Source organism: Kineococcus anabasis, from assembly GCF_054590795.1.
This window is the reverse complement of record NZ_BAAIHU010000006.1, coordinates 74,249-97,927: the sequence shown is the minus strand read 5'-3', so window position 1 is coordinate 97,927 and position 23,679 is coordinate 74,249. Positions and strand designations below refer to the sequence as shown.

General features: G+C 76.7%; 16 protein-coding genes. 13 read left to right on the top strand and 3 right to left on the bottom strand.

Annotation, left to right across the window (positions count from 1 at the left end):
• The first annotated feature begins 116 nt into the window (after positions 1-116).
• The 4 genes from ACYQBY_RS09240 to ACYQBY_RS09225 all read left to right on the top strand — a co-directional run bounded on the left by ACYQBY_RS09240 (position 117) and on the right by ACYQBY_RS09225 (position 7,024).
• Positions 117-4,286 (top strand): DNA polymerase III subunit alpha, encoded by a 4,170-nt coding sequence (locus ACYQBY_RS09240; RefSeq protein ID WP_459643563.1) that lies wholly within the window; start codon positions 117-119, stop codon positions 4,284-4,286.
• A gap of 142 nt (positions 4,287-4,428) precedes the next feature.
• Complete coding sequence (locus ACYQBY_RS09235) at positions 4,429-5,175, top strand: methyltransferase (protein ID WP_459643562.1); 747 nt, start codon at positions 4,429-4,431, stop codon at positions 5,173-5,175.
• Positions 5,176-5,226: 51 nt separating this feature from the next.
• The gene (gene dinB, locus ACYQBY_RS09230) at positions 5,227-6,606 is read left to right on the top strand and encodes a DNA polymerase IV (RefSeq protein WP_459643561.1); all 1,380 of its coding nucleotides are present in this window, start codon (positions 5,227-5,229) and stop codon (positions 6,604-6,606) included.
• 28 nt (positions 6,607-6,634) lie between these two features.
• A complete protein-coding gene (locus ACYQBY_RS09225; protein WP_459643560.1) occupies positions 6,635-7,024 on the top strand; it encodes a DUF3040 domain-containing protein in 390 nt (129 codons plus the stop codon).
• 188 nt (positions 7,025-7,212) lie between these two features.
• Here ACYQBY_RS09225 and ACYQBY_RS09220 read toward each other — a convergent pair whose 3' ends face one another.
• From ACYQBY_RS09220 to ACYQBY_RS09210, 3 genes are read right to left on the bottom strand one after another with little or no spacing between them, the layout of a single operon-like run.
• Positions 7,213-9,525 carry a transglutaminase family protein gene (locus ACYQBY_RS09220; RefSeq protein WP_459643559.1) on the bottom strand — a complete coding sequence of 771 codons (2,313 nt, stop codon included), beginning with the start codon at positions 9,523-9,525 and terminating at the stop codon, positions 7,213-7,215.
• Positions 9,522-10,826 carry a DUF58 domain-containing protein gene (locus ACYQBY_RS09215; RefSeq protein ID WP_459643558.1) on the bottom strand — a complete coding sequence of 435 codons (1,305 nt, stop codon included), beginning with the start codon at positions 10,824-10,826 and terminating at the stop codon, positions 9,522-9,524. The genes ACYQBY_RS09220 and ACYQBY_RS09215 overlap by 4 nt, the downstream gene beginning before the upstream one ends.
• 5 nt (positions 10,827-10,831) lie before the next feature.
• Entirely contained in the window at positions 10,832-11,881 is a 1,050-nt protein-coding gene (locus ACYQBY_RS09210) for an AAA family ATPase (RefSeq protein WP_459643557.1), read from the bottom strand.
• A 446-nt stretch (positions 11,882-12,327) separates the two neighbouring features.
• On the opposite strand from ACYQBY_RS09210, the gene mraZ reads away from it, so the two are divergent.
• The 9 genes from mraZ to ftsW all read left to right on the top strand — a co-directional run bounded on the left by mraZ (position 12,328) and on the right by ftsW (position 23,678).
• On the top strand, positions 12,328-12,759 hold the full coding sequence (gene mraZ / locus ACYQBY_RS09205) for a division/cell wall cluster transcriptional repressor MraZ (protein WP_459643556.1): 432 nt from the start codon (positions 12,328-12,330) through the stop codon (positions 12,757-12,759).
• Between the two features lie 283 nt (positions 12,760-13,042).
• Complete coding sequence (gene rsmH, locus ACYQBY_RS09200; protein ID WP_459643555.1) at positions 13,043-14,212, top strand: 16S rRNA (cytosine(1402)-N(4))-methyltransferase RsmH; 1,170 nt, start codon at positions 13,043-13,045, stop codon at positions 14,210-14,212.
• Entirely contained in the window at positions 14,209-14,652 is a 444-nt protein-coding gene (locus ACYQBY_RS09195; protein ID WP_459643554.1) for a hypothetical protein, read from the top strand. Before rsmH ends, ACYQBY_RS09195 begins: the two co-directional genes overlap by 4 nt.
• Before the next feature lie 73 nt (positions 14,653-14,725).
• The gene (locus tag ACYQBY_RS09190) at positions 14,726-16,564 is read left to right on the top strand and encodes a peptidoglycan D,D-transpeptidase FtsI family protein (protein WP_459643553.1); all 1,839 of its coding nucleotides are present in this window, start codon (positions 14,726-14,728) and stop codon (positions 16,562-16,564) included.
• 17 nt (positions 16,565-16,581) lie between these two features.
• Positions 16,582-18,207 carry a UDP-N-acetylmuramoyl-L-alanyl-D-glutamate--2,6-diaminopimelate ligase gene (locus ACYQBY_RS09185; protein WP_459643552.1) on the top strand — a complete coding sequence of 542 codons (1,626 nt, stop codon included), beginning with the start codon at positions 16,582-16,584 and terminating at the stop codon, positions 18,205-18,207.
• Positions 18,204-19,625 (top strand): UDP-N-acetylmuramoyl-tripeptide--D-alanyl-D-alanine ligase, encoded by a 1,422-nt coding sequence (locus tag ACYQBY_RS09180; RefSeq protein ID WP_459643551.1) that lies wholly within the window; start codon positions 18,204-18,206, stop codon positions 19,623-19,625. The genes ACYQBY_RS09185 and ACYQBY_RS09180 overlap by 4 nt, the downstream gene beginning before the upstream one ends.
• Positions 19,622-20,707, top strand: a complete 1,086-nt coding sequence (gene mraY / locus ACYQBY_RS09175) for a phospho-N-acetylmuramoyl-pentapeptide-transferase (protein ID WP_459643550.1) — start codon at positions 19,622-19,624, stop codon at positions 20,705-20,707. Before ACYQBY_RS09180 ends, mraY begins: the two co-directional genes overlap by 4 nt.
• On the top strand, positions 20,704-22,248 hold the full coding sequence (murD, locus tag ACYQBY_RS09170; protein WP_459643549.1) for a UDP-N-acetylmuramoyl-L-alanine--D-glutamate ligase: 1,545 nt from the start codon (positions 20,704-20,706) through the stop codon (positions 22,246-22,248). The genes mraY and murD overlap by 4 nt, the downstream gene beginning before the upstream one ends.
• A complete protein-coding gene (gene ftsW / locus ACYQBY_RS09165) occupies positions 22,245-23,678 on the top strand; it encodes a putative lipid II flippase FtsW (protein WP_459643548.1) in 1,434 nt (477 codons plus the stop codon). Before murD ends, ftsW begins: the two co-directional genes overlap by 4 nt.
• Position 23,679 lies beyond the last annotated feature (1 nt).

Below are 23,679 nucleotides of genomic sequence, written 5' to 3'. Positions count from 1 at the left end.
CCTTCCCCCGGTGCGAACGGCTCCCCGCGAGCCGCTGACCATCTCCGCAGCTCCGTTCCTTCCCCACGGCGCGAACGGCTCCCCAGGAGCCGGTACCCGAGGGAACAGGACGAGTCATGCCGCGCACACCGCGCCCGCAGTTCACCCACCTCCACGTCGCCTCCGGCTACTCCCTGCGCCACGGCACCGCGTCCCCGGACGTGCTCGTCGCCCGGGCCGCCGCGGCGGGGATGGGGGCCCTCGCCCTCACCGACCGCGACGGCCTCTACGGGGCGGTGAAGTTCGTCCTGGCCTGCCTGCGCGAGCAGGTCGCCCCCGTCCTCGGCGTCGACCTCGCCCTCGCACCCAGCGGCCTCGTGACGGGCCTGCCGGCGTGGGCGGACCCCTCCGCGGCGGCGCGGCGCCCGCCCGCGCGCGTCCCCGTGCGCGGCGGCGCCGACACCGACCCCCGCCACCCCCGCGCCGTCGTCCTCGCCACCGGAGGCGGCCCCGGCGGCTGGGCGGCGCTGTGCCGGCTCGTCAGCGACACCCACCTGCGCGGCCGGCGCGGGCACCCCGTCGCCACCGGCGCGCTCGTCGCCGCCCACGCCGCCGGCGGCGGCCTCGCCGTCCTGCTGGGCCCGGCCTCCGAGGTCGGCCGCGCCGTCCTCGCCCGCCGCGACGACCTCGCCCGCGCCGCCCTGGAGCACTGGCGGGCCCTGCTGCCCACCGGCTCCCTGTACCTCGAGGTCGTCTGCCACCACGGTCCCGCCCGCACCCCCGCGAGCCTGCACTCCGCCGCGCGGATGCTCGCCCTGGCCCGCGAGGCGGGCGTGCCGGCCGTCCTGACCAACGCCGTGCGCCACCCCGACCCCTCCGGTGCCGTCGTCGCCGACCTGCTCGACGCCGTCCGCCGCCACGTGCCCCTCGGTGAGCGCCACGTGGACCGCACCACCGGCCAGGCCTGGCTGCTGCCCGGCGCCGACATGGCCCGCACCGCCCTGGAGGTCGCGCGGGCCGCCGGGCCCGGCGCCGGGCGCGACCCCGGGCGGGCCGCCGCCGAACTGCTCGCCACCACCGAGGACCTCGCCCTGCGCTGCCGCCTCGACCCCGCCGCCGACCTCGGCATCGGCCGCACCCACCTGCCCGAACGCGCCGCGCTCGGCCTCGACCCGCGGGCGGAGCCGGCCGCGGTGCTGCGCGAGCGCTGCGAGGCGAGCATCGGGCGCTGCTACCCCGGTGCGGGGGAGAGGCTCCTGGCCGCCGTGCACCGCAGGCTCGACGCGGAGCTGCGCACCGTCGCCGCCACGGGTTTCCCGACCTACTTCCTCACCGTCGCCGACGTGTGCGACCTGATCCGCTCCCTCGGCGTGCGGGTCGCCGCACGCGGTTCCGGCGCGGGCAGCATCGTCAACCACCTGCTCGGGATCTCCGGGGTGGAACCCCTCGAGCACGGCCTGCTGATGGAGCGGTTCCTCAACCCCCGCCGCGCCCAGCTGCCCGACATCGACCTCGACGTGGAGTCCCACCGGCGCCAGGAGGTCTACGAGGCGGTCCTCGACCGCTTCGGCGCCGAGCGCGTCACGTGCGTGTCGATGATGGACACCTACCGGGTGCGCCACGCCGTCCGCGACGTCGGCGCCGCCCTCGGCATGCCGCCGGCCGAGATCGACGCGATCGCCACCGCCTTCCCGCACATCCGCGCCCGCGACGCCCGCGACGCGATCGCGGAACTGCCCGAGCTGCGCCGCAGCGGCCTCGGCGAGCAGCGCCTCGCGGTCCTGTTCGACCTCGTCGAGCGCCTCGACGGCCTGCCCCGCCACGTCGCGCTGCACCCCTGCGGCGTCGTGCTGTCCAACCTCTCCCTGCTGGAGCGCACCCCCGTCGAGGCGAGCTGGTCCGGGTTCCCGATGAGCCAGTTCGACAAGGACGACGTGGAGGTCCTCGGCCTGCTCAAGCTCGACGTCCTCGGCATCCGGATGCAGTCCGCGATGCAGCACGCCGTGGCGGAGGTCGAGCGCGTCGAGGGCGTCCGCGTCGACCTCGACGACCGCGGGCAGGTCCCCCTCGACGACGAGGCCACGTTCGCCCTCGTCCGCTCCACCCACACCCTCGGCTGCTTCCAGATCGAGTCCCCCGGGCAGCGGGAGCTGGTGGGCAAGTTCGCCCCCGAGACGTTCGCCGACATCGTCGTCGACATCTCCCTGTTCCGGCCTGGGCCGGTGAAGTCGGACATGGTGACGCCCTTCCTCACCGCCCGGCAGGGCTGGGCGCCGCCGCGGTTCCTGCACCCGAGGCTGGAGCGGGTCCTGGCGCCCACGTGGGGGGTGGTGGTGTTCCACGAGCAGGTCATCGAGGTGATCTCCACCACGACGGGCGTGGAGCTGGACGAGGCCGACGAGGTCCGCCGCCGCCTCGGCTCCCGCGAGGGGCAGGCGCGGGCGGAGGGCTGGTTCGCCCGCGCCGCCGCGGAGCAGGGTTTCGCCCCCGCCGAGGCCGCCCGCATCTGGGAGGTGCTCAAGGCGTTCGCCTCGTTCGGGTTCTGCAAGGCGCACGCCGCGGCGTTCGCGCTGCCGACGTACCAGTCCGCGTGGCTCAAGGCGCACCACCCCGCGGCGTTCCTCGCCGGGGTCCTCACCCACGACCCGGGCATGTACCCCAAGCGGCTGATCCTCGACGACGCCCGCACCATGGGCATCGAGGTGCTCGGGCTGGACGTCAACGCCTCCGACGCGGTGTACCGGGTGGAGCGGGTCGAGCCCCCGCGGGAGGGCCCCCGCGGGCAGGGGGTCCTGGCCCCGGCGGCACCGGACCTGCCGCCGGGGGTTCCCGACGGCACCGGCTGGGGGATCCGGCTGTCCCTGGCGGACGTGAAGGGCATCACCGCCGAGGAGGTCGCCCGGATCGTCGCCGCGCGGCCCTACGCCTGCCTGGCCGACGTGTGGCACCGCGCCCGCCCCTCGCGCCCGGTCGCGGAGCGGCTCGTCCTCGCCGGCGCCCTCGACTCCCTGCACGGCACCGGCCTGCCCGGGGCCGCGCGCCGGGGCCGCACCACCCGCCGGGACCTGCTGCTGCACCTCGCGGAGCTCGACGGCCCCTCCGGTGGCCCCTCCGGTGGCCCCTCCCGGGGTTCCGGTCGCGCCGCCCCGTCCCGGCCCGCGTCGGGGTCGGGCCGGGACGGGACGGCGCGCGGCGGAACCCGGGAGGGGACGGGTGACGTCCGCTCGGCCGCGCGGGCGCAGTCGCAGGCACCTGCACCCGCGCCCGGGGCCGGCGGGCGGGCGGTGCAGCTCGCCCTCGACCTCGGCGGGGACGGGGAGGTGCGGCCCAGCGGGCTGCCGGAGATGAGCGGCGCGGACCGGGTGCGCGCCGAGCTGGACGTCCTCGGCCTCGACGCCAGCGCCCACGTCCTCGACTTCTACGCGCCGGTGCTCGCCGACCTCGGCACCACCCGCGCGCGGGAGCTGCTGCAGCGCCGCAACCGCAGCGAGCTGCTGGTGGCCGGGGTGAAGGTCGCCACGCAGACCCCGCCGGTGCGCTCGGGGCGGCGGGTGGTGTTCCTCACCCTCGACGACTCCACCGGCCCGCTGGACGTGACGTTCTTCGAGGACGCCCAGGGCCCGTACGCGGCGACGGTGTTCCACTCCTGGCTGCTCCTGGTGCGCGGGGTGCTGCGCCGCACCGGCCCGCGCGGGGTGTCCCTGCGCGCGACCGGCGCGTGGGAGCTGCCCGCGCTGCGCGAGGTGTGGCTGGCCGGTGGCCGGGCCGCGGTGCTGGCGCTGCTGGCGGCGGCGCCGGACCCGACGCACACGCCCGCCGCGGTGGCCGGTGCGGCGGCCAGCCGTTCCACCCGCCCGGTGGTGGCCCGCCCGCCGGTTCCGCCGGGCCGGCAGCCGAGCACCGAGCTCGGCGCCCGCACGCTGGGGGGCGCGGCGGGCGGGCCGCACGCCCAGGAGGGCCGGCGCGCCGGGGGCATGGGCGGGCACCGGGTGCTCGTGCACGCCAGCGGGTTCCGGCAGTCGCCGTACGCGGACGTGCGGCCCGCGGGGGAGGACGCCCGCGACACCCGCCGGCTGGCCCGGCCCGGGCAGGTCCCGGGCGCCGGGGGACCACCGGAGGCGGTTCCGGACGCGGGGGTTCCCGGCGCGGGGGTTCCCGACGCAGGGGTTCCCGGCGCAGGGGTTCCCGACGCGGAGCTCCCGGACGCGGAGGTCCCGGGCGCGGGGAGCCCGGACGGGGCGGTCCCCGGCGCGCCGCCGGCGGGCCGGAGGCTGTGGCACGCCAGCCCCGGCAGCGCCGGCCGGTGAGCGTGCGGGTGAGCCTGCCGGTGAGCGCGCCGCGGCGGTGCCCGGGCGGGTGCTGTCTAGGGTGGGCGCCGGACGGGGACGGCTCCCGGCGCGGCGCGGCCGCGCGCAGGGCGCTCCCGGGACGACGAACCAGGAGGAGTGCGTGGCCAAGGACCGCGGCGGGTTCCGGACCGCAGGGGTGCTGTGGGAGGGCGTCGAGCGGCTGCTGGCCGGGTGCGCCGGTGCGCCGTCGGCCTCCGGCGGGGTCTCCGTGGTCGACCTCGGCGGCGGCACGGGCGGGCTGGCCGTGCGCATCGCCGCGCTCGGGCACTCCGTCACGGTCGTCGACCCCAGCCCCGACGCCCTCGCCGCCCTGGAGCGGCGCACCGCCGAGGCCGGGCTCACCGGCCGGGTGCGGGCGGTGCAGGGCGACGCGGCCGATCTCGGCACGCTCCTGCCCGCGGCGGGCGCCGACCTGCTCCTGTGCCACGGCGTGCTGGAGGTCGTCGACGACCCCCTGGCCGCGCTGCGCTCCGCGCACTCCGCGCTGCGCCCCGGCGGGCGGCTCAGCCTCCTCGTCGCCCAGTGGTCCGGCACCGTCCTGGCCCGGGCGCTGTCCGGGAACCTCGCCCAGGCGCTGGAGGTGCTCGGCGACCCCGACCACCGGTGGGGGGTGGCGGACCCGCTGCGCCGGCGCTTCGACCGCGCCTCGGCCACCGCGCTGGCCGAGCACGCCGGGTTCACCGTCACCGAGGTGGAGGGCACCCGCGCCTTCACGGACCTGGTGCCCAGCACCTGCGCCGAGTCCGACGCGGACCTCGCGCTCCTGCAGCGCCTCGACGCCGGGGCCGCCTCCCGCGAGGAGCTGCTGCCGCTGGCGGGGCACCTGCACCTGCACGCCCGGCGCTGACCGGGGGCGTCCTCCCGGCCGGCGGGGCACCCCGACGGCCGGGGGGCCGCGGTGAGCCGCCGGCAGGTCCCCCGCCCCGCCCTCGGGGGCGGCGGGGACGACACCGGCTGCACCGTCCTGCACGCCGACCTCGACGCCTTCTTCGCCTCCGTGGAGCTGCTGCGGCACCCGGAGCTGCGGGGGCACCCGGTGATCGTGGGCGGTGGGCGCCGAGGCGTGGTGCTGTCCGCGACGTACGAGGCGCGCCGCCGCGGGGTCTCGGCCGCGATGCCGGTGGGCCGCGCCCGCCGGCTCTGCCCCGAGGCCGTCGTCCTGCCCCCGCACCACGAGGAGTACGCGCGGGTCTCCTCCGGGGTGATGGCGGTGTTCCGCTCCCTCACCGACCGGGTGGAGCCCCTCGGCCTGGACGAGGCGTTCCTCGACGTGGCCTCCGCCCGGCGCCGCCTCGGCGGCCCGGCGGCCGTGGCGCGGCTGCTGCGCGCCCGCGTCGCGGACGAACAGGGACTGGCCTGCTCGGTCGGCGTCGCGGCGACGAAGTTCGTCGCGAAGCTGGCCTCCGCCGCGGCCAAACCCGACGGGCTGCTCGTGGTGCCGAGGGCGCACACCGTGGAGTTCCTGCACGCCCTGCCCGTCGGTGCGCTGTGGGGGGTGGGGGAGCGGACGGAGGAGGCCCTGGCGCGGCTGGGGCTGCACACCGTCGCCGACGTCGCGCACACCCCCGCGGGGACGTTGCGCCGGGTGCTGGGCGACGCCGCCGGGCGGAGCCTGCACGAGCTGTCGTGGGGCCGGGACCCGCGCCCGGTGCTGCCGTCGCGCCCGGAGCGCAGCGCGGGCGCCGAGCAGACGTTCGCGCGGGACGTGGACGACCCGGCCCTCGTCGCCCGGGAGATCCTGCGCCTGTCCGGGCGGGTGGCGGGGCGGATGCGGGTGCAGGGCCTGGCGGGGCGCACGGTCGTGCTGAAGGTGCGGTTCGCGGACTTCACGACGCTGACCCGCTCGCGCACCCTGGCGGAGCCCACCGACGTGACCCGGGTGCTGCACGGGACGGCGCAGGCGCTCTACGACGGCCTGGGCCTGCAGCGTGCGCGGGTGCGACTGGTGGGCGTGCGGGTGGAGGGGCTGGTCGAGGCGGCGGCCCAGCACCGCCAGCTGGTGCTGGGGGAGCGGCCGGACGGCTGGCGGGAGGCGGACGGCGCCGTGGACCGGGTCAGCGCCCGGTTCGGGCCGGGCACGGTGCGGCCCGCCAGTCTCCTCGGGCCCCGGCGTGCCCCGGCCGTGCCCACCATGAGATATACGCAGAGAAACCGTTTGGGGACAGTCCGTGAAGGGCAGGAACTCATCACCGGGCCGGACGTTGGACCCGGTGGGGCCTGCCCGCAGCGGGCCCCGGGATCGAGTTTCCCGGATGGATCGGGAGACTTATGGTTGTAGTTCACCGTGCGCACGCCAGGAGGTACAGGTGCCGCTCTCGGACCATGAGCAGCGTCTGCTCGAGCAGATGGAGCGCGCGCTGTCCGCGGACGATCCGAAGTTCGCGTCGGCCATGCGCGGGTCCCACCGCGCCCGGGCGGCGCGTCGACGACTGCTCGTGGGCGGCGTTGCCCTCGTCGTGGGTCTTGTCCTTCTCGTCATCGGGGTCGCCGCGAGCCAGTTGTGGGTCGGCGTCGGTGGCTTCGTCATCATGCTCGCCGGCACGGTGTGGGCCTTCTCGCCACCCCGCACGGCGGCACCCGAACCCGTCCAGGGCCAGGGTCAGGGCAGGCTCCGGCCGGTCCGCAACCCCGCCGCGCGCAGCGGCTTCATGGCCAGGCTCGAGGAACGCTGGGAGCGTCGCCGCAACCAGTGGTGAGCTCGCCCGGACCCGCGGTGTGCGCACGGCGGGTCCCGGCACCACCATGCTTCGCGGTCCCACCCCCACGAGCAGGCAGCAACCCCGGCGGACACACGACGGAGGGGCCGGACGCCAGTAGGCGTCCGGCCCCTCCGTCGTGTGTCCGTCCGCAGGTCGCGGACCCCGGCGTCCGCCGGCCCGGGACCTCAGCGGCGCGAGCCCGCCCGCTCACCGCGCGGGCCGGAGCGCCCGGGAGCCTGCCCGGCCGCCGACGCCGTGGGCGGCACCCCGGCCCGGCGACCCCGCTCCGCCAGGGCCCGCAGACCCGCCGAGGGCCACAGCAGCGCCCGCCAGCGCACACCCCGCGGGCGCTGGGCCGCCACCGCGGCGACGATCCGGTCCACGTCGGCCCGCACCGGGCGCTCCCCGCCCCGCTCCCGGGCCGCCGGGGCGAAGCGGGCCGACTCCACCGCCCGGCGCAGCCCGGTCAGCGCGGCCACCTCCGCCGCCGGCAGCTCGGCGAACTCCACCAGACGCTCCGCGGCCTGGCGCGGCGTCGCCGAGGGCGGCCACACCGCACCGAGGTCCCGCGTCCGGTCGGCGAGCTCCGCCCAGGCGGCCTCCGCCGCCTCACCCGGGGTGCGCACCGCCCGCCAGCGGCGTCGCAGCAGCACCCGCCCCGAGACCAGCGGCAGCAGCAGCACCAGGAGGAGCAGCCCGCCCAGGGTTGCCGCCACGGCGGGCACCCGGCCGGCGTCCCGGCGCCCGACCTGAGCGGGGGCGCCGAGCGCACCGGGGGGCGGCGTCGGCGCGGACGCCGTCGGGGTGGGGACGTTCAGGGCCTGGCTCGAGGCCGTCGGTGCGCTGCCCTCCGGTGCGGTGGCCGGCGAGCGCGGCGTCGTCCACGCCGGCGCCAGCGACGTCCGGGTCGCGGGGGTCGGCTCGAAACGCACCCAGCCGGTGCCCTCGAAGTACAGCTCCGGCCACGCGTGGGCGTCCTGCGCGCTGATCAGCCAGTTCTCGCCGCTGCGGTCACCGGGCAGGAAGCCGATCGCCACCCGGGCGGGGATGCCCAGCGAACGGGCCATCACCGCCATGGCGGAGGCGAACTGGACGCAGAAGCCGGTGCGCTGCTCCAGGAAGGCCGCCACGGCGTCGCTGCCCCCGTCGTCGGGGGCGTTCGTGGAGTAGGTGAAGTCCCCGGTGCGGCGGAAGAACCGCTGCAGCTCGACCGCTTTCTCGTAGGCGCTCACCTTGCCCCGGGTGACCTCCTCGGCCCGGTCGCGCACCACCTGCGGCAGCGTGTCGGGCAGCTTGGTGTACTCCTCCAGGATCTCCGAGGGGGCCTGCGGCGCCGAGCGCAGCACCGACTCCTCCGGCTGCACGTCCAGGTGCGTCACCCGGTACTGCTTGCCCGCGACCGTCTCGCCGTCCCCGACGACGTTCAGGGTCCCCTGCTCGAACAGCCAGTCGCCGTCGATGTCCACGTCCGTGGCCGGGTAGGGCAGCGGCAGGTAGTGCTGGCGGAAGTTGCGCACCGAGATGTCCGTCGTCTGGCGCCGGGCACCCTCCAGCGCCTGGCCGGACAGCCCCGGCGCCACGGGCAGGCCCTCCTGGACGCGGTTGCTGCGGGGGATGTCCTCCCCGGTGCGCGGCGCCCAGGTCCGCCCGTCGAAGACGTCGGCGGTCACGATGCGCAGGGGAGCGGGGTTCTTCTCCGACGTCCGGTAGCTCAGCACCGTCACGTCGGACCGGGCCCCGAGGCTGTCCTTGAGGTCGAGGATCGGGTTGATGACGAGGATGGGGTCCCCGTCGCTGAACGGGAAGGTGAGCGGCGGCTCCTCCATGTCCGGCAGGGCCGCCGGCACCACCACCGCCACCGCCACCGCGGCCGAGGCCAGCCCGAGCCCGCCGACGCCGCTGCGCCGCGCGGCGGAGGGCACCCAGCGCCTCTCCCGGCCGCTGACGTCGGTGCGCAGCAGCGCCAGGTAGCACAGGGCGGCCAGCGCGAACGACAGCGCACCCGAGCCACCCGGCGCCAGCGAGACGGGCACGGCGTAGGCGGCGGCCAGGGGGACACCGGCCAGGGCGGGGTGGCGCAGCCGGGTGGCGAGGGCGTCGACGGCCACGACCAGGGCGCCCGCCCCGGCGAGGAGCAGGGCGCGCAGGCCGGGCACGTCGGCCACGGGCACGCTGTAGCGCTGCACGACCTCCGCGGAGTTCACCGCGACCGCGGCCAGCGCCTCCCACGTCTGCCCGGTGGGCACCACCCCGAGCAGCGCGGTGCCGGGCGCGAAGCGCACCTGGAGGAAGACCAGCACCACGAGGACCTGCGCGATCACCGCCAGGCCGTGCCGCCGGGTGAGGCGGTGCACACCGAGACCGGCGCCGGTGACCGCCGCGACGAGCAGCAGCGACTCCCCGAGCCAGCCGTCCGACTGCACCAGCGGGCGCATGCTCAGCAGGGTGGCGGCGCTGGCCGCACCGGCGAGCAGGGTCGTGCGGGTGCTGCGGTTCACGCCGGCCTCCGTACCGAAGTCCCCCGGGCCAGGGCGGCCCACACGTCAGCGATCTCCATGCCCGGGACGGCCGTGGTGGTCCGCCACCCGGCGCCCGTCAGCACGAGCTCGGCCCGCCGGCCCGCCGGGTCGTCGCCGGAGTGGTGGATCCCCACCCCCCGGCGCCACATCCGGGTCCGCTGCAGCACCGCCAACGCCGGTGCCGAGCGGTCCCGCAGCGGGGCCAGGGGGAGCACGTCCTCGGAGTCCACAGCGCCGAGGAGGGCCACGATCATTCCCGTGTGGGACCGGCCCAGGGACTGCAGGGCCGCCTGGAGGTCGTCCGCGGGGCCGGGCTCCAGGGCCGCGAGCTCGTGCAGCAGCGCGCGGGTGCGGGTCTCGACGGGAACGGAGGCCGGCCAGTCGTGGCCGGTCGAGCCGCCGTGCAGGAGGCGCACGGTGTACCCGCGCCGCTGCAGGTGCGTGCCGAGGGAGGCGGCGGCCGAGACGGCCCACTCCAGGGAGGACGCGGCGCCGCGCCCGGAGTGCGCCACGGAGCGGCGGTCGAGGAGGAGGACCACCTCGGAGGGGCCGCCGCGCTCGTCCTCGCGGACCATGACCTCCCCGCGCCGGGCGGTGGAGCGCCAGTGCACGCGACGCAGGTCGTCGCCGGGGCGGTACTGGCGCAGGGTGATGTCGTCGGCCTCGCCGCCGGAGGTGGTGGGGCGGCTCGCCCCGCCGCCCCCGCTGCCGGGTGTCTCCCCGAGGGGGACCTGGGGCAGGGGGTGCACCGCGGGGAGCACGTGGACGGCGGTCGTGCCCGGCAGGGTGCGGCGCAGGTCGCACAGCCCCAGGGGGTCACCGATGCGCAGGACAGCCGGCCCGGTGCGGTAGGCGCCGCGCACGTCCGACACCACCGTGTACCTCAGGTCGAGGGCGAGGCCCTGGTCGAGCGGGGGCACCGGCATCCGCGGCACCGTCCCCAGCACGAACGGCACCGTGTCCTCCAGCCACACCCGCACGCCGGCGCGCCCTCCCGTGCTGCGGACGGTGAGGGTGACGGTCCCGCGCTGCCCCGCGGGGAGCGTGAGCGGCCTCGACCTCGAGTCGAGGACGAGGGAGGAGCGGGCGCGGGTGGTGAGCAGGAGGGCCACCAGGGGCAGGGCCACCAGCAGCACCCCCGCCCGGAGCATGTCCCGCTGGTCCCAGAGCAGGGCGGCCACGCTCAGCACCAGGCCGGCACCGGTCAGCGCCCAGCCGCGGGTGGTCAGCGGCCCCAGCCGCGTCCTGGACGCCCGGGCCGGGCGGGCACCGGGTCCCACCGTCCTCACCTGCGGCCGGGTACGGGCACCGGCGTGCTGCGCAGCAGGTCCGCGACGACGTCGGTGGCGGTGTGCCGGGAGAGCATCGCGTCGGAGCCCAGGAGCACGCGGTGCGCCAGCACGGGCACCGCGAGCAGCTGGACGTCGTCGGGCAGGACGTGGTCGCGCCCGTCGAGGGCGGCGTGGGCGCGGGCCGCGCGCAGCAGGTGCAGCGCGGAGCGCGGGGACGCCCCCAGCCGCAGGTCCGGGTGGGAGCGCGTCGCCCGCACCAGGCTGACCACGTACTCCTTCAGCGCGTCGGCGGCGTGCAGGTGGCGCACGACCGCGCTCAGCTCGCGCAGGGTGGCGGCGTCGGTCACGGGCCGCAGCCGGTCGAGGGGTTCCTCCTCGCCGTGCTGGTCGAGCATCGACAGCTCGGCGTCGACCGAGGGGTAGCCGAGCGCGATGCGCGCCATGAAGCGGTCCCGCTGGGCCTCGGGCAGGGGGTAGGTGCCGTCCATCTCGACCGGGTTCTGCGTGGCGAACACGATGAACGGCGCCTGCAGCCGGTGGGTCACCCCCTCGACGGTGACCTGCCCCTCCTCCATGCACTCCAGCAGCGCCGACTGCGTCTTGGGCGAGGCGCGGTTGATCTCGTCGCCGACGACGACGTTGGCGAAGACCGCGCCGGGGCGGAACTCGAAGGCCCCGGTCTCCCTGTTGTAGACGCTGCTGCCGGTCACGTCGCTGGGCAGCAGGTCCGGGGTGAACTGGATGCGCCGCACGGAGCCGTCGATGGCCCGCGCCAGCGCCTTGGCCAGCATGGTCTTGCCGACGCCCGGCACGTCCTCCACCAGCAGGTGGCCCTCGGCGAAGAGCACGGTCAGGGCGAGGCGGACGGCGTCCTCCTTGCCCTGGATGACGGTCTCGACGGCGGCGGCGAGCTCCTCGCCGGTGCGGGCGACGTCGGCCACCTCGTGCCCGCCGGTGCCGGTGCGGCCCGCGTGTACCGCGGGCAGCGGGCCGGGGGCCGGCTCGGGTGCGTGCCCGTTGGCCTGTGCACTCGTGGTGGTCACGCGCTCCCCGTCTCTCGGTCCCTGCGGGAGGTGCTCGCCGGGCCCGGGCCGGGGTCCTTCCCGCATGGTCCCCACTGTGCCCCACCGCGCGCCTCCGGGCTTGCCGGACGGTCACTCTCGCACCCCGCCGCCGCTCTGCACAGGGTCCGGGGGCACCGGCCCCCGCCCGGCCGGCCCCGGCGGGGCTGCCGGGGCCCCGTTCCCCTCCACCGCGCTGACCTGCACCGATCCCCGTCGCGGGGAGGTCGCGCACGGTGACGTTGGTTGACGGTGGGGGGAAGTGGAGTACTGTGGGGCGCGGTGGCTCACCATGGTCGGCCAGGCGCTCCCGGACAGTGCGGACGGCGTGGGGCGGGGCGTGGGGCGACACCGCATCGGGCAGTGCACGTCGGGCGTTGAAGGTCGGGGCGGGGCGGTCTGCGGATGTCCGGTCGTGGAGGTGGGTCGTGTTCCTCGGGACCCACACGCCGCGGTTGGACGACAAGGGCCGGCTGATCCTGCCGGCGAGGTTCCGCGAGCAGCTGGCCGATGGCCTCGTGATCACCCGGGGGCAGGAACGCTGCCTCTACGTCTTCCCCACCGCGGAGTTCGAGCGCATGCACGACCAGTTGCGGCAGGCGCCGCTCAGCAGGAAGGAGACGCGGGACTACCTCCGCGTCTTCCTCTCCGGCGCCTCCGACGAGCTCCCGGACAGGCAGGGCCGCATCACGATCCCCCCGGTGCTGCGCACGTACGCCGGGCTCGACCGCGACGTGGCGGTCATCGGCGCCGGGTCCCGCGCCGAGATCTGGGACCTGCCGACGTGGGAGACCTACCTCGCCGCCGTCGAGCAGCCGTTCGCCGACCAGGCCGAGGAGGTGCTGCCCGGCATCGTGTGACCGCAGTGCCCGGGACGGCGCGACCGTCCCGGTGACCCGGCTCGTGGGCCGGGGTCTCCACCCGCTCCACCGTCCTGGCGCACTTCCCCGGCGCCAGGCCGGGGCCCACCCGGGCCGGGGGCGGTTGGGGACCCGGGCCCACGAAGCGCCGCACTGTCCCGCCCTCTGCAACCTGCCTGCACCCGCCGATCCCCGTACCGACGACCGCCGGCAACCGGCGCAGCACGACCGCGGCACCCCCAGCCGGGTGCCGCCGCGGAGCAGAGCAGCAGGAGGGGCGGAGATGACGGCCGAGGGGCGTGCCGACGGCGCGCGGGAACTGCACGACGTCCGCGTCCCGGGAGGCCTCGCGGACATCGCCGGACCTCCCGCGGAGCCGCACGCCGACCCGGCCGCGCTGCACCTGCCCGTGATGCTGCGCCGCTGCACGGAACTCCTCGCCCCCGCGCTGACCCACCCCGGCGCGGTCGCGGTCGACTGCACCCTCGGCCTCGGCGGGCACGCCGCCGAACTCCTGCGCACCTGCCCCACCGCCCGCCTCGTCGGCATCGACCGCGACCCGCAGGCCCTCGAGCTCGCGGGGCGGCGGCTGGCGGGCTTCGGCGAGCGGGTCACCCTCGTGCACGCCGTCGCCGACGAGCTGCCCGAGGTCCTCGGGCGGCTCGGCCTCGACGCGGTCGACGCGGTGTTCTTCGACCTCGGTGTCTCCTCCCTGCAGCTCGACGAGGTGGAGCGGGGTTTCTCCTACTCCCGCGACGCGGCGCTGGACATGCGCATGGACCAGACCCGCGGCGACACCGCGGCGCAGGTGCTGAACACCTACCCGGAGCGGGATCTCGCACGGCTGCTGCGGACCTGGGGCGAGGAGCGGTTCGCCTCGCGCATCGCCGCCGCCGTGGTGCGCGAACGCGAGCGGGAGGAGTTCACGACCAGCGCACGCCTGGTGGAACTCGTGCGCCAGGCGGTTCCGGCCGCGACGCGCCGCACCGGCGGAAACCCCGCCAAGCGGACGTTCCAGGCGTTGCGCATCGAGGTCAACGACGAACTGCGGGTGGTCGAACGGGCGGTTCCGGCGGCGTTCGGGGCGCTGGCACCCGGCGGCCGGCTGGCGGTCCTGACGTTCCACTCGCTGGAGGACCGGATCGTCAAGAGGTTCCTCGCCGGGGTGAGCCGCAGCACCGCGCCACCGGACCTGCCCGTGGAACTCCCCGGGACCGCGGCCCGCGCGGAACTGCTCACCCGCGGCGGCGAGGTCGCCGACGAGGAGGAACTGCGGGTGAATCCGCGCTCCGCCTCGGCGCGCCTCCGCGCGGTGGTGCGCACCGGCGCCGATGATCGGGGGAACCGCGCGCCCGCAGCGCGCCGCCGTCCCGGCGAACCCCCGGCCGCACCCCGGCGGGGACCAGGGGCCGGACGAGGACCGGCCGCCGAGCGAGGAGGGAGTTCCGAGTGAGCCAGCCACTGATCGCGGCCCGCAACGCGTCGGCGCGCGCGCTGCGCACCCGTCCCTCCGCGGCCCCGGCGCGCCCGGCGCTGCGCGTGGTGACGCCCCCGGCGCTCGCGGCCCGCGTGCCGCTGCCGCTGCTGTGCGTCCTGCTGCTCACGGCCGGGCTGCTGGCGCTGCTCATGATGAACATCTCCATCGCCCGGGACGCCTTCACCATCAGCACCCTGCAGCGGGAGTCCACGCTCCTGCGCGAGCAGCAGCAGTCGGTGGACGAGCGCATCGCCCGCCGGGCGGCGCCCCAGGCGCTGCACGACAGCGCCGCCGCGCTGGGCATGGTCCCGGCGCCCGCCCCGGTCCACCTGACCGGGAAGGGGGCGGTGGGGGAGCCGCAGCCGGCCCCCACCCCGTCCACCCCGTCCACCCCGCCGGTGGACGCGCCCCGCTGAGCCACCGCCCGTCCCGCCCCCGGCGCGACGGGCGGTGAGGCGTCCGCAACCACGACCCGAGGAGGAGCCAGCAGTGGCACAGCGCCCCGCACGCCGCGAGGCAGGGCCCGACCTGGGCCCGCGCGCCGACCGGCGGCTGCGCGCCTGGGTGCTGGCGGTGCTCGTGGTCCTGAGCCTGTTCGGCGGCCGCCTCGTGCAGCTGCAGGGGACCGACGCCACGGAGCTGGCCGCGAAGGCGCTGCAGACGCGGCAGACCAACAAGCTGACGCTGCACGCCGACCGCGGCGACATCGTCGACGCGAACGGCGTGCAGCTGGCCACCTCGGTGGAGCGCCGGGACGTGGTCGCCGACCCCAGCGTCCTGCGCTGGTTCAACATGCGCAGCTCGACGAACCCGGCACCGGTGGACGACGAGCGCGGTGTCGGGGCGGCCGGTGCGGCCGCGCTGCTGGCGGAGGTCCTCGACCTGGACGCGGCCGAGCTGACGGAGCGGCTGACGAAGAACCCCGAGGACCGCTACGAGGTCATCGCCAAGGGCGTGGTGCCCGAGGTGTGGCGCGACGTGCAGGCGCTGAAGATCCCCACCGTCGCCAGCGAGCGCGCCAGCCACCGCGTCTACGCCACCGGGCCGGCGGCGTCCACCCTCGTGGGGGTCCTGGGCCCGGTCACCGACGAGGCGACGGAGAAGACCGTCACCAAGGGCGTCTCCGGCCTGGAGGCCCGGCTGGACGAGCGCCTCAGCGGCCAGGACGGCTGGGAGGTGTACGAGCGCACCCCCAAGGGGCAGCCCATCCCGCTGGGCGTCAGCGAGGGTGAACCTGAGGTCGACGGTGACACCCTGCACCTGACGGTCGACCGGGACCTGCAGTGGAAGGCCCAGCAGGCGCTCGCCGACGCCGTGGCCGGCACGGAGTCGGTGTCCGGCAACGTGGTGGTGATGGACCGGCAGCAGCGCATCCTCGCGCTGGCCAGCGCGCCCAGCGTCGACCCCGACAACCGTGCCGGCGCCAGCGGCCTGTCCTTCAACAACACGGCGGTCACCGACGTGTTCGAGCCCGGCTCGACCGCGAAGGTCGTGACCCTCGCCGCCGCCCTGGAGGAGGAGGTGGTGGACCCGGCGTCGAGGTTCACCATCACGTCGCGGCTGAAGCGCTCCACCAAGGAGTTCAAGGACTCCCACGAGGCGGGCAACCCGCGGATGACCCTCGCCGGGGTGATCGCCCAGTCCAGCAACATCGGGACGATCCTGGCGGGGGAGAAGGTCGACGCGCAGACCCTCTACGACTACCAGCGCGCCTTCGGGTTCGGCGAGAAGACCGGTCTGCCGCTGCCCGCGGAGTCCGCGGGCATCCTCGCCGAGCCGGAGGACTACAGCGGGACGCAGCGCTTCACCGTCATGTTCGGGCAGGGCATGTCCGTCAACGCCGTGCAGGCCGCCAGCGTCTTCGCCACCGTCGCCAACGACGGGGTGCGGGTGCAGCCGCAGCTCGTGCAGGGCTGGACGAGCGCCGACGGCGGCTACGAGCCGGCGCCCGCCCCCACCACGCAGCGCGCCGTCAGCGCGCACACCGCGAGGACCATGCGCGACATGCTGCAGGCCGTCGTCAGCGAGGAGGGCACCGCTGCGGCCGCGCAGATCCCCGGCTACCTCGTGGCCGGCAAGACCGGTACCGCGCAGCGCTACAGCCCCGACTGCGGCTGCTACTCCGGGTACACCGCCTCCTTCATCGGCATGGCGCCGGCCGACGACCCCGAGCTCATCGTCGCGGTGATCCTGCAGGACCCGAAGAAGAACTACTACGGCGGCAGCGCGGCGGGACCGGTGTTCAAGGACGTCATGACCTACGCGCTCACCCAGCGCAGGGTGCCGCCGTCGGCCTCGGCCCCGGCGAACCTGCCCCTGTACTGGTGAGAGGTAGCCTCCCCACCGTGCCGACCAGCGATCCGATCTCCGACGGACCCCGCGGCACCCGCCCCACCGGTGCGCCCACGGTCGCCGACCTCGTCGCGCTGCTCGGCCCGGACGCCTCCGCCGAGGTCCCGCCCGGCGCCGCCGCGGCCGTGGTCACGGGCGCCACCCTCGACTCCCGCGCGGTGCGGCCGGGGGACCTCTACGCCGCCCTGCCCGGTGCGCGCGCCCACGGCGCGGACTTCGCCGCGCAGGCCGCCGCCGCAGGGGCCGTCGCCGCCCTGACCGACCCCGCCGGGCGCGAGCGCGTGCGGGCGGCGGGGCTGCCCGCGGTCGTCGTGCCGGACCCGCGCGCGGTCCTGGGCGGGCTGGCCGCGGCGGTGCACGGGCACCCCGCGGCGGCGCTGACGACGGTGGGGATCACCGGCACGAACGGCAAGACCACCACCGCCTACCTGCTGGAGGCGCTGTTCGCGGCGGCCGGCTGGAGCACCGGCCTCATCGGCACCGTGGAGATCCGCATCGGCAGCGAGCGGCTGAGCAGCGTGCGCACCACCCCCGAGGCGCCCGACCTGCACGCCCTGTTCGCCCGGATGCGCGACGGCGGGGTCCGCGCCTGCGCCATGGAGGTCTCCAGCCACGCCCTGCGCCTGCACCGCGTCGACGGCGCCGTGCTGGACGTGGCCGTGTTCACCAACCTCAGCCAGGACCACCTGGACTTCCACCGCGACATGGAGGACTACTTCGCCGCCAAGGCGGAGCTGTTCACCCCGCAGCACTCCCGCCGCGGGGTCGTGGCCGTCGACGACGGCTGGGGGCGCCGCCTGGCCCGCACCGCGGGCGTGCCCGTGACGACCGTGCGGACCGCCCCCGCCGAGGACCTCCCCGCCGGCGCCGCGCCGGCGGCCGACTGGGCGGTGGCCGACGTCGTCGCCGGCCGCCACGGCAGCACGTTCACCCTCACCGGGCCGGACGGGCTGCGGCTGGCGCTGGCCTGCCCCCTGCCCGGCGCGTTCAACGTCTCCAACACCGCGCTGGCCGCGGTGGCCGCCCTGGTGGCCGGTGTGCCGGCCGACGCCGTCACCCGCGGCTCGGCCACCGCCGGCGGGGTGCCCGGCCGCATGCAGGCCGTCGCCACGGGCGCGGCGGGCGAGCCGGTGGCCGTGGTGGACTTCGCGCACAGCCCCGACGCCCTGGAGCGGGTGCTCCAGACCCTGCGGCAGGGCACCCCGGGCCGCCTCGTCGTGGTCCTCGGCGCCGGCGGCGACCGCGACCCGGCCAAGCGCGGGGCCATGGGCGCCGTGGCCGCCGCCGGGGCCGACGTGGTGGTCGTCACCGACGACAACCCGCGCTCGGAGGACCCGGCGGCCGTCCGGGCCGCGGTGCTGGCCGGGGCCGCAGCCGCCGGCACCGGTGCGCGGGTCCTGGAGGTCCCGGGCCGCCGCGAGGCCATCGCGGCCGGCCTCACCGCCTGCACCGGCCCCGGCGACACCCTCCTGGTGGCCGGCAAGGGGCACGAGCGCGGCCAGGAGGTCGCCGGCCGCGTCCTGCCCTTCGACGACGCCGAGGTCACCGCCGCGCTGCTGCGCGAGCGCGCGGCCCCCGCAGACCCTTCCCCCCACACCCTCCGAGGAGGTCAGCAGTGATCCCGCTGTCCAGCCGGGACGTCGAGCACCTGGCGGCAGGACGGCTCGCCGGGGACGTGCCCGCCCCGGACGCACCCGTCGTGACGGGCCCGGTCGTGGTGGACTCCCGCCTCGCCGTGCCGGGGGCGCTCTTCGTCGCCCTGCCCGGCGCGCGGGTCGACGGCCACGACCACGCCGCGGCCGCCGTGGCCGCCGGGGCGCGCGCCGTCCTCGCCCAGCGGGAGGTGGACCTGGGCGGTGACGCGGCCCTGGTCCTCGTCGACGACGGCGTCGCCGCCCTCGGCCGCCTCGCCGCCGGTGTGCTGGCCAGGCTGCGCGCCGCCGGGCGCCCCACCGTGGTGGGGGTGACGGGGTCGGCGGGCAAGACGACGACCAAGGACCTGCTGCGCGCGGTGCTCGCGGTGCGCGGGCCCGTCGTCGCACCGCGCGGCTCCTTCAACAACGACATCGGGGCGCCGCTGACGCTCCTGGAGGCCGACGGGGGCACCGAGAGCCTCGTCGTGGAGATGGGCGCGCGCGGCGTGGGGCACATCGCGCGGCTGTGCGACCTCGCCCGCCCGCAGGTCGGCGTCGTCCTCAACGTGGGCGCCGCGCACGCGGGGGAGTTCGGCTCGCTGGAGGCCACCGCCCGCGCCAAGGGGGAGCTGGTCGAGGCCCTGCCGGCGGACGGGCTGGCCGTCCTCAACGCCGACGACCCCCGGGTCGCCGCGATGGCGGGGCGCACCGGCGCGCGGGTGCTGTTCTTCGGCACCGGCGCGCAGGCCGCGGTGCGCGCCGTGGACGTCGAGCTGGACCCCGCGGCCCGCGCCCGGTTCCGGCTCGTGAGCACCGTGGAGGGCGCCGGCGGGGAGGCCGCGGTGGAGCTGCGCCTGCACGGGGAGCACCAGGTGCCCAACGCGCTCGCGGCGGCGGCCACGGCCCTCGGGCTGGGCACGCCCCCCGAGCAGGTGGCCGCGGCCCTGTCCGCCGCGGAGGCGGCCAGCCCGGCCCGGATGCAGGTGGTGCAGCGCCCCGACGGGGTCACCGTCGTCAACGACGCCTACAACGCCAACCCGGACTCGGTCCGCGCGGCGCTGAAGGCGCTCGTGGCCATGGCGCGGGGCCGGCGCAGCTGGGCGGTGCTGGGCGAGATGCTCGAGCTGGGGGCGACCTCCGTGGAGGAGCACGACGCGGTGGGCCGGCTGGCGGTGCGCCTGGACGTCTCGCGCCTGCTCGCGGTCGGCGCGGGTGCGCGGCCGGTGTACACGGGGGCGGTGATGGAGGGCTCGTGGGGCGAGGAGGCGGCGTTCGTGCCGGACGTCGAGGCGGCGCACGCGTTCCTCGCCGAGCAGCTGGAACCGGGTGACGTGGTGCTCGTGAAGTCCTCGAACGGCTCGGGGCTGGCGGCGCTGGCGGAGAGGCTGGTGGCCTCCGCGTGAGGACCGTCCTCATCGCCGCAGCGGTCTCGCTGGTCCTGGCCCTCTTCGGCACACCCCTGTACATCCGCTGGCTCGTGCACCGCGGCTACGGGCAGTTCGTCCGCGACGACGGGCCCACGAGCCACCACACCAAGCGCGGCACGCCGACGATGGGCGGCGCCGTCATCATCCTGGCGACGCTGGGCGCGTACGGCGCCGCCCACCTGGTGACCGGCCGGCCCCCGACGGCCTCGGGCCTGCTGGTGCTGTTCCTCATGACGGGTCTGGGGATCGTCGGCTTCCTCGACGACTTCATCAAGATCTCCAAACAGCGCAGCCTCGGCCTGCGCGCCGGGCCCAAGATCGTCGGGCAGTCGCTCGTGGGCATCGGTTTCGCGGTGCTCGCGCTGCGCTTCCCCTCGGAGTCGGAGCGCACCCCGGCCTCGACGGAGATCTCCTTCCTGCGGGACATCCCGTGGCTGGACCTGGCCTTCGCGGGCACCGCGCTGGGGACGGCCCTGTTCGTGCTGTGGTCGCTCCTGATGATCGCCGGGACGAGCAACGGCGTGAACCTCACGGACGGCCTCGACGGGCTGGCCACGGGCGCCTGCACGATGGTCTTCGCCGCGTACGTCCTCATCGGGACGTTCCAGTCGAACCAGAACTGCCTCACCCCCAACTCCGGGACCCGCTGCTACGAGGTGCGCGACCCGCGCGACCTGGCGGTGGTGGCGGCCGCGCTGCTGGGGGCCTGCTTCGGCTTCCTGTGGTGGAACGCCTCACCGGCGAAGATCTTCATGGGCGACACCGGGTCCCTGGCCCTGGGCGGTGCCCTGGCGGGCCTGGCCATCCTCAGCCGCACCCAGCTGCTGCTGGTGCTGCTGGGCGGGCTCTTCGTCCTCATCACCCTCTCGGTGGTGCTGCAGGTCGGCTCGTTCAAGCTGCGCAGGAAACGCATCTTCCGGATGGCCCCGCTGCAGCACCACTTCGAGCTGGTCGGCTGGGGCGAGGTCACCATCGTCATCCGCTTCTGGATCATCGCCGGGCTGTTCGTCTCCCTGGGCCTGGGCGTCTTCTACGCGGAGTGGGTGGTGGGCTCGTGAGCGGGCCGCAGCACGCCCCGCGGGCCGCCGACACCGAGCGGGTGCGCCGGCTGGTGGACGCCGGCTCGGGGTGGTCGGGCCTGCGCGTCCTCGTCACCGGCATCGCGGTCTCCGGGTTCGCCGCGGCCGACGCGCTGCTGGAGCACGGCGCGGAGGTCACGGTCGCCGACGCCCGCACCGGCGAGGCGGAGCGGGAGCGCGCGCAGCTGCTGGAGGTCCTCGGGGGCCGTGTCCTGCTCGGCGAGCAGCACGTGCACGAGGCCCCCGGGGGCTGGGGTGCCTTCGACCTCGTCGTCACCTCGCCCGGCTGGCGGCCGGACGCGCCGCTGCTGGCGGGTGCGGCGCACGCGGGGGTGCCGGTGTGGGGCGACGTGGAGCTGGCGTGGCGGATGCGCCCGGCGACCGGCGCGGCGCGGTGGCTGACGCTGACGGGCACCAACGGCAAGACGACGACCGTGGAGATGACCGCGGCGATCCTGCGCGCCCAGGGCCTGCGGGCGGCGGCGGCGGGCAACGTGGGGACCCCGCTGCTGGAGGCGATGCGCCACCCGGACGCCTACGAGGTGCTGGCGGTGGAGCTGTCCAGCTACCAGCTGCACTGGCTGTCCACGGACACCGCCGCCTCGCTGCGGCCGCTGGCCAGCGCCTGCCTGAACGTGGCGCCCGACCACCTGGACTGGCACGGCTCCCTGGACGCGTACGCCGCGGCCAAGGGCCGCGTCTACGAGAACACCCGCGTGGCGTGCGTGTACTCCGACGCCTACCCCCGCACGGCCGACCTGGTGCGCGAGGCGGACGTGGAGGAGGGCTGCCGCGCGGTCGGCACCACCCGCGGCGTGCCGGCGGTGGGGATGCTCGGCGTGGTCGACGGCGTGCTCGCCGACCGCGCCTTCGTGGCGGAGCGCCTCACCAGCGCCGCGGAGCTGGCGACGGTGGAGGACCTCGCGGGGGACGGCGGCCCGGTCCCGCCGCACACCGTGGAGAACGCGCTGGCCGCCGCGGCGCTGGCGCGGGCGGCGGGGGTGGAGCCGCGGGCGGTGCGCGAGGGCCTGCGGGGTTTCACCCCCGCACCGCACCGCGTGGCGACGGTCGCGCACGTGGACGGCATCCGCTGGGTCGACGACTCCAAGGCGACCAACGCGCACGCCGCGCAGGCGTCCCTGGCCGCGTTCGGCTCCGTGGTCTGGATCGCCGGGGGGCTGGCCAAGGGCGGGCGTTTCGACGACCTGGTCGCGGCGAACTCCTCCCGCCTGCGCGCGGCGGTGCTCCTCGGCCGCGACCGCGACGTCATCGCCGCCGCGCTGGCCCGACACGCCCCGGATGTGCCGGTCGTGCTCGTGGACCCGCCGCAGACTGGGGGCGTGCAGGAACTCCCCGACGCCCTGATGGACGCCGTCGTCGAGCGCGCCGCCGCCCTGGCGCGCCCGGGTGACACCGTGCTCCTGGCCCCCGCGTGCGCCTCGATGGACCAGTTCACCTCCTACGGCCACCGCGGCGACGCGTTCGCGGCCGCGGTGCACCGGCGCACGGGAGCACGGTGACGGTGGCGGGCCCGGCGACGGAGCCTGCGGCGCGGCGTCCCGGCCCCCTCGCCGGCACCGTCGCGTGGGCGCGGGCGTACGCGGAGCGGCTCGACAGCCCGCTCGTGACGCACCACGTCGTGCTGGCGACGACGGCGGTGCTGGTCGTCATCGGCCTGGTGATGGTGCTCTCCAGCTCCAGCGTGACGTCCCTGGCCGAGGGCCGCTCGGTGTTCGCGGGTTTCCAGAACCAGGCCGTCTTCGCGGTGCTCGGCTCGGTCGCGCTGTTCGCGGCCAGCCGGGTCGGGGTGCAGCGGTGGAAACAGCTCGCGCTGCCGCTGCTGCTGGCGGGACTGTGCCTGCAGCTGCTCGTCTTCACGCCCCTGGGCATCGGTCAGGGTGGCAACACCAACTGGATCAGCGTGGGACCGGTGACCGGGCAGCCCTCGGAGGCCGTGAAGCTCGCCCTGGTCCTCAGCTGCGCCCTGGTCCTGGTGCGCAAGCAGCACCAGCTGCACGAGTGGCGCCACCTGGTCCTCGCGCTGCTGCCGACCGCCGCCGCGAGCATCGGCCTGGTCCTGCTCGGCCGCGACCTCGGCACGGCGATGGTCATGATGATGATGGTCGCGGGGATGCTGTGGGTCGCGGGCGTGCCCGTGCGCTTCTTCGCCGTCGCCGGTGGCGCGGGCGCGGCCGTCGCGGTCCTGCTGGTCGCGGTGAGCACCAACCGGCAGGAGCGCATCAGGCAGTGGCTGGAGGGGACGCCCGAGACGGGGGCCGCGCTGCAGGACTACGCGTGGCAGCCGATCCACGGCCGCTACGCCCTCGCCTCCGGTGGCTGGTGGGGCGTGGGCCTGGGCGCCAGCCGGGAGAAGTGGCAGTGGCTGCCCGAGGCCGACAACGACTACATCTTCGCCATCATCGGCGAGGAGCTCGGCCTGCCCGGGACCCTCGTGGTGCTGCTGCTGTTCGCGCTGCTCGGCCTGGCCTGCCTGCGCCTGGTGCGGCGCTCGTCGGACATGTTCGTCAAGCTGGCGGCCACGGGGATCCTCACGTGGATCCTCGGCCAGGCGGTGGTGAACATCGGCGTCGTCGTGGGGCTGCTGCCGGTCATCGGGGTTCCGCTGCCGCTCATCTCGCGGGGCGGCTCGGCCCTGGTGATGACGATGGCCGCGATCGGTGTGCTGCTGGCGTTCGCCCGCGCCGAACCCGGTGCACCGGAGGCGCTGCGGGCGCGTCCCTCGGTGGTGCGCCGTTCCCTGGCGGTGCTGCCCCGGCCGCGCGGACCGGTTCCCCCCGGCGCCCGGCGCGCCCCGCGGGAACCGGCGGTGAAGGCGGGGGACACCGCGCGGAAACCGGCGGGGAACGCGGTGGGCAAGCGGGCGGGGAACGCCGCGAGGGGTTCTGCGGAGGAGGCGGGCGCGAGCCCGGTCAGGGGGAGGAAGCGGTGAG

Excerpts from the sequence above, each read along its gene's own strand:
- ACYQBY_RS09240 (WP_459643563.1), top strand. The coding sequence starts at position 117 with ATGCCGCGCACACCGCGCCCGCAGTTCACCCACCTCCACGTCGCCTCC.
- rsmH (WP_459643555.1), top strand. The coding sequence starts at position 13,043 with ATGACGGCCGAGGGGCGTGCCGACGGCGCGCGGGAACTGCACGACGTC.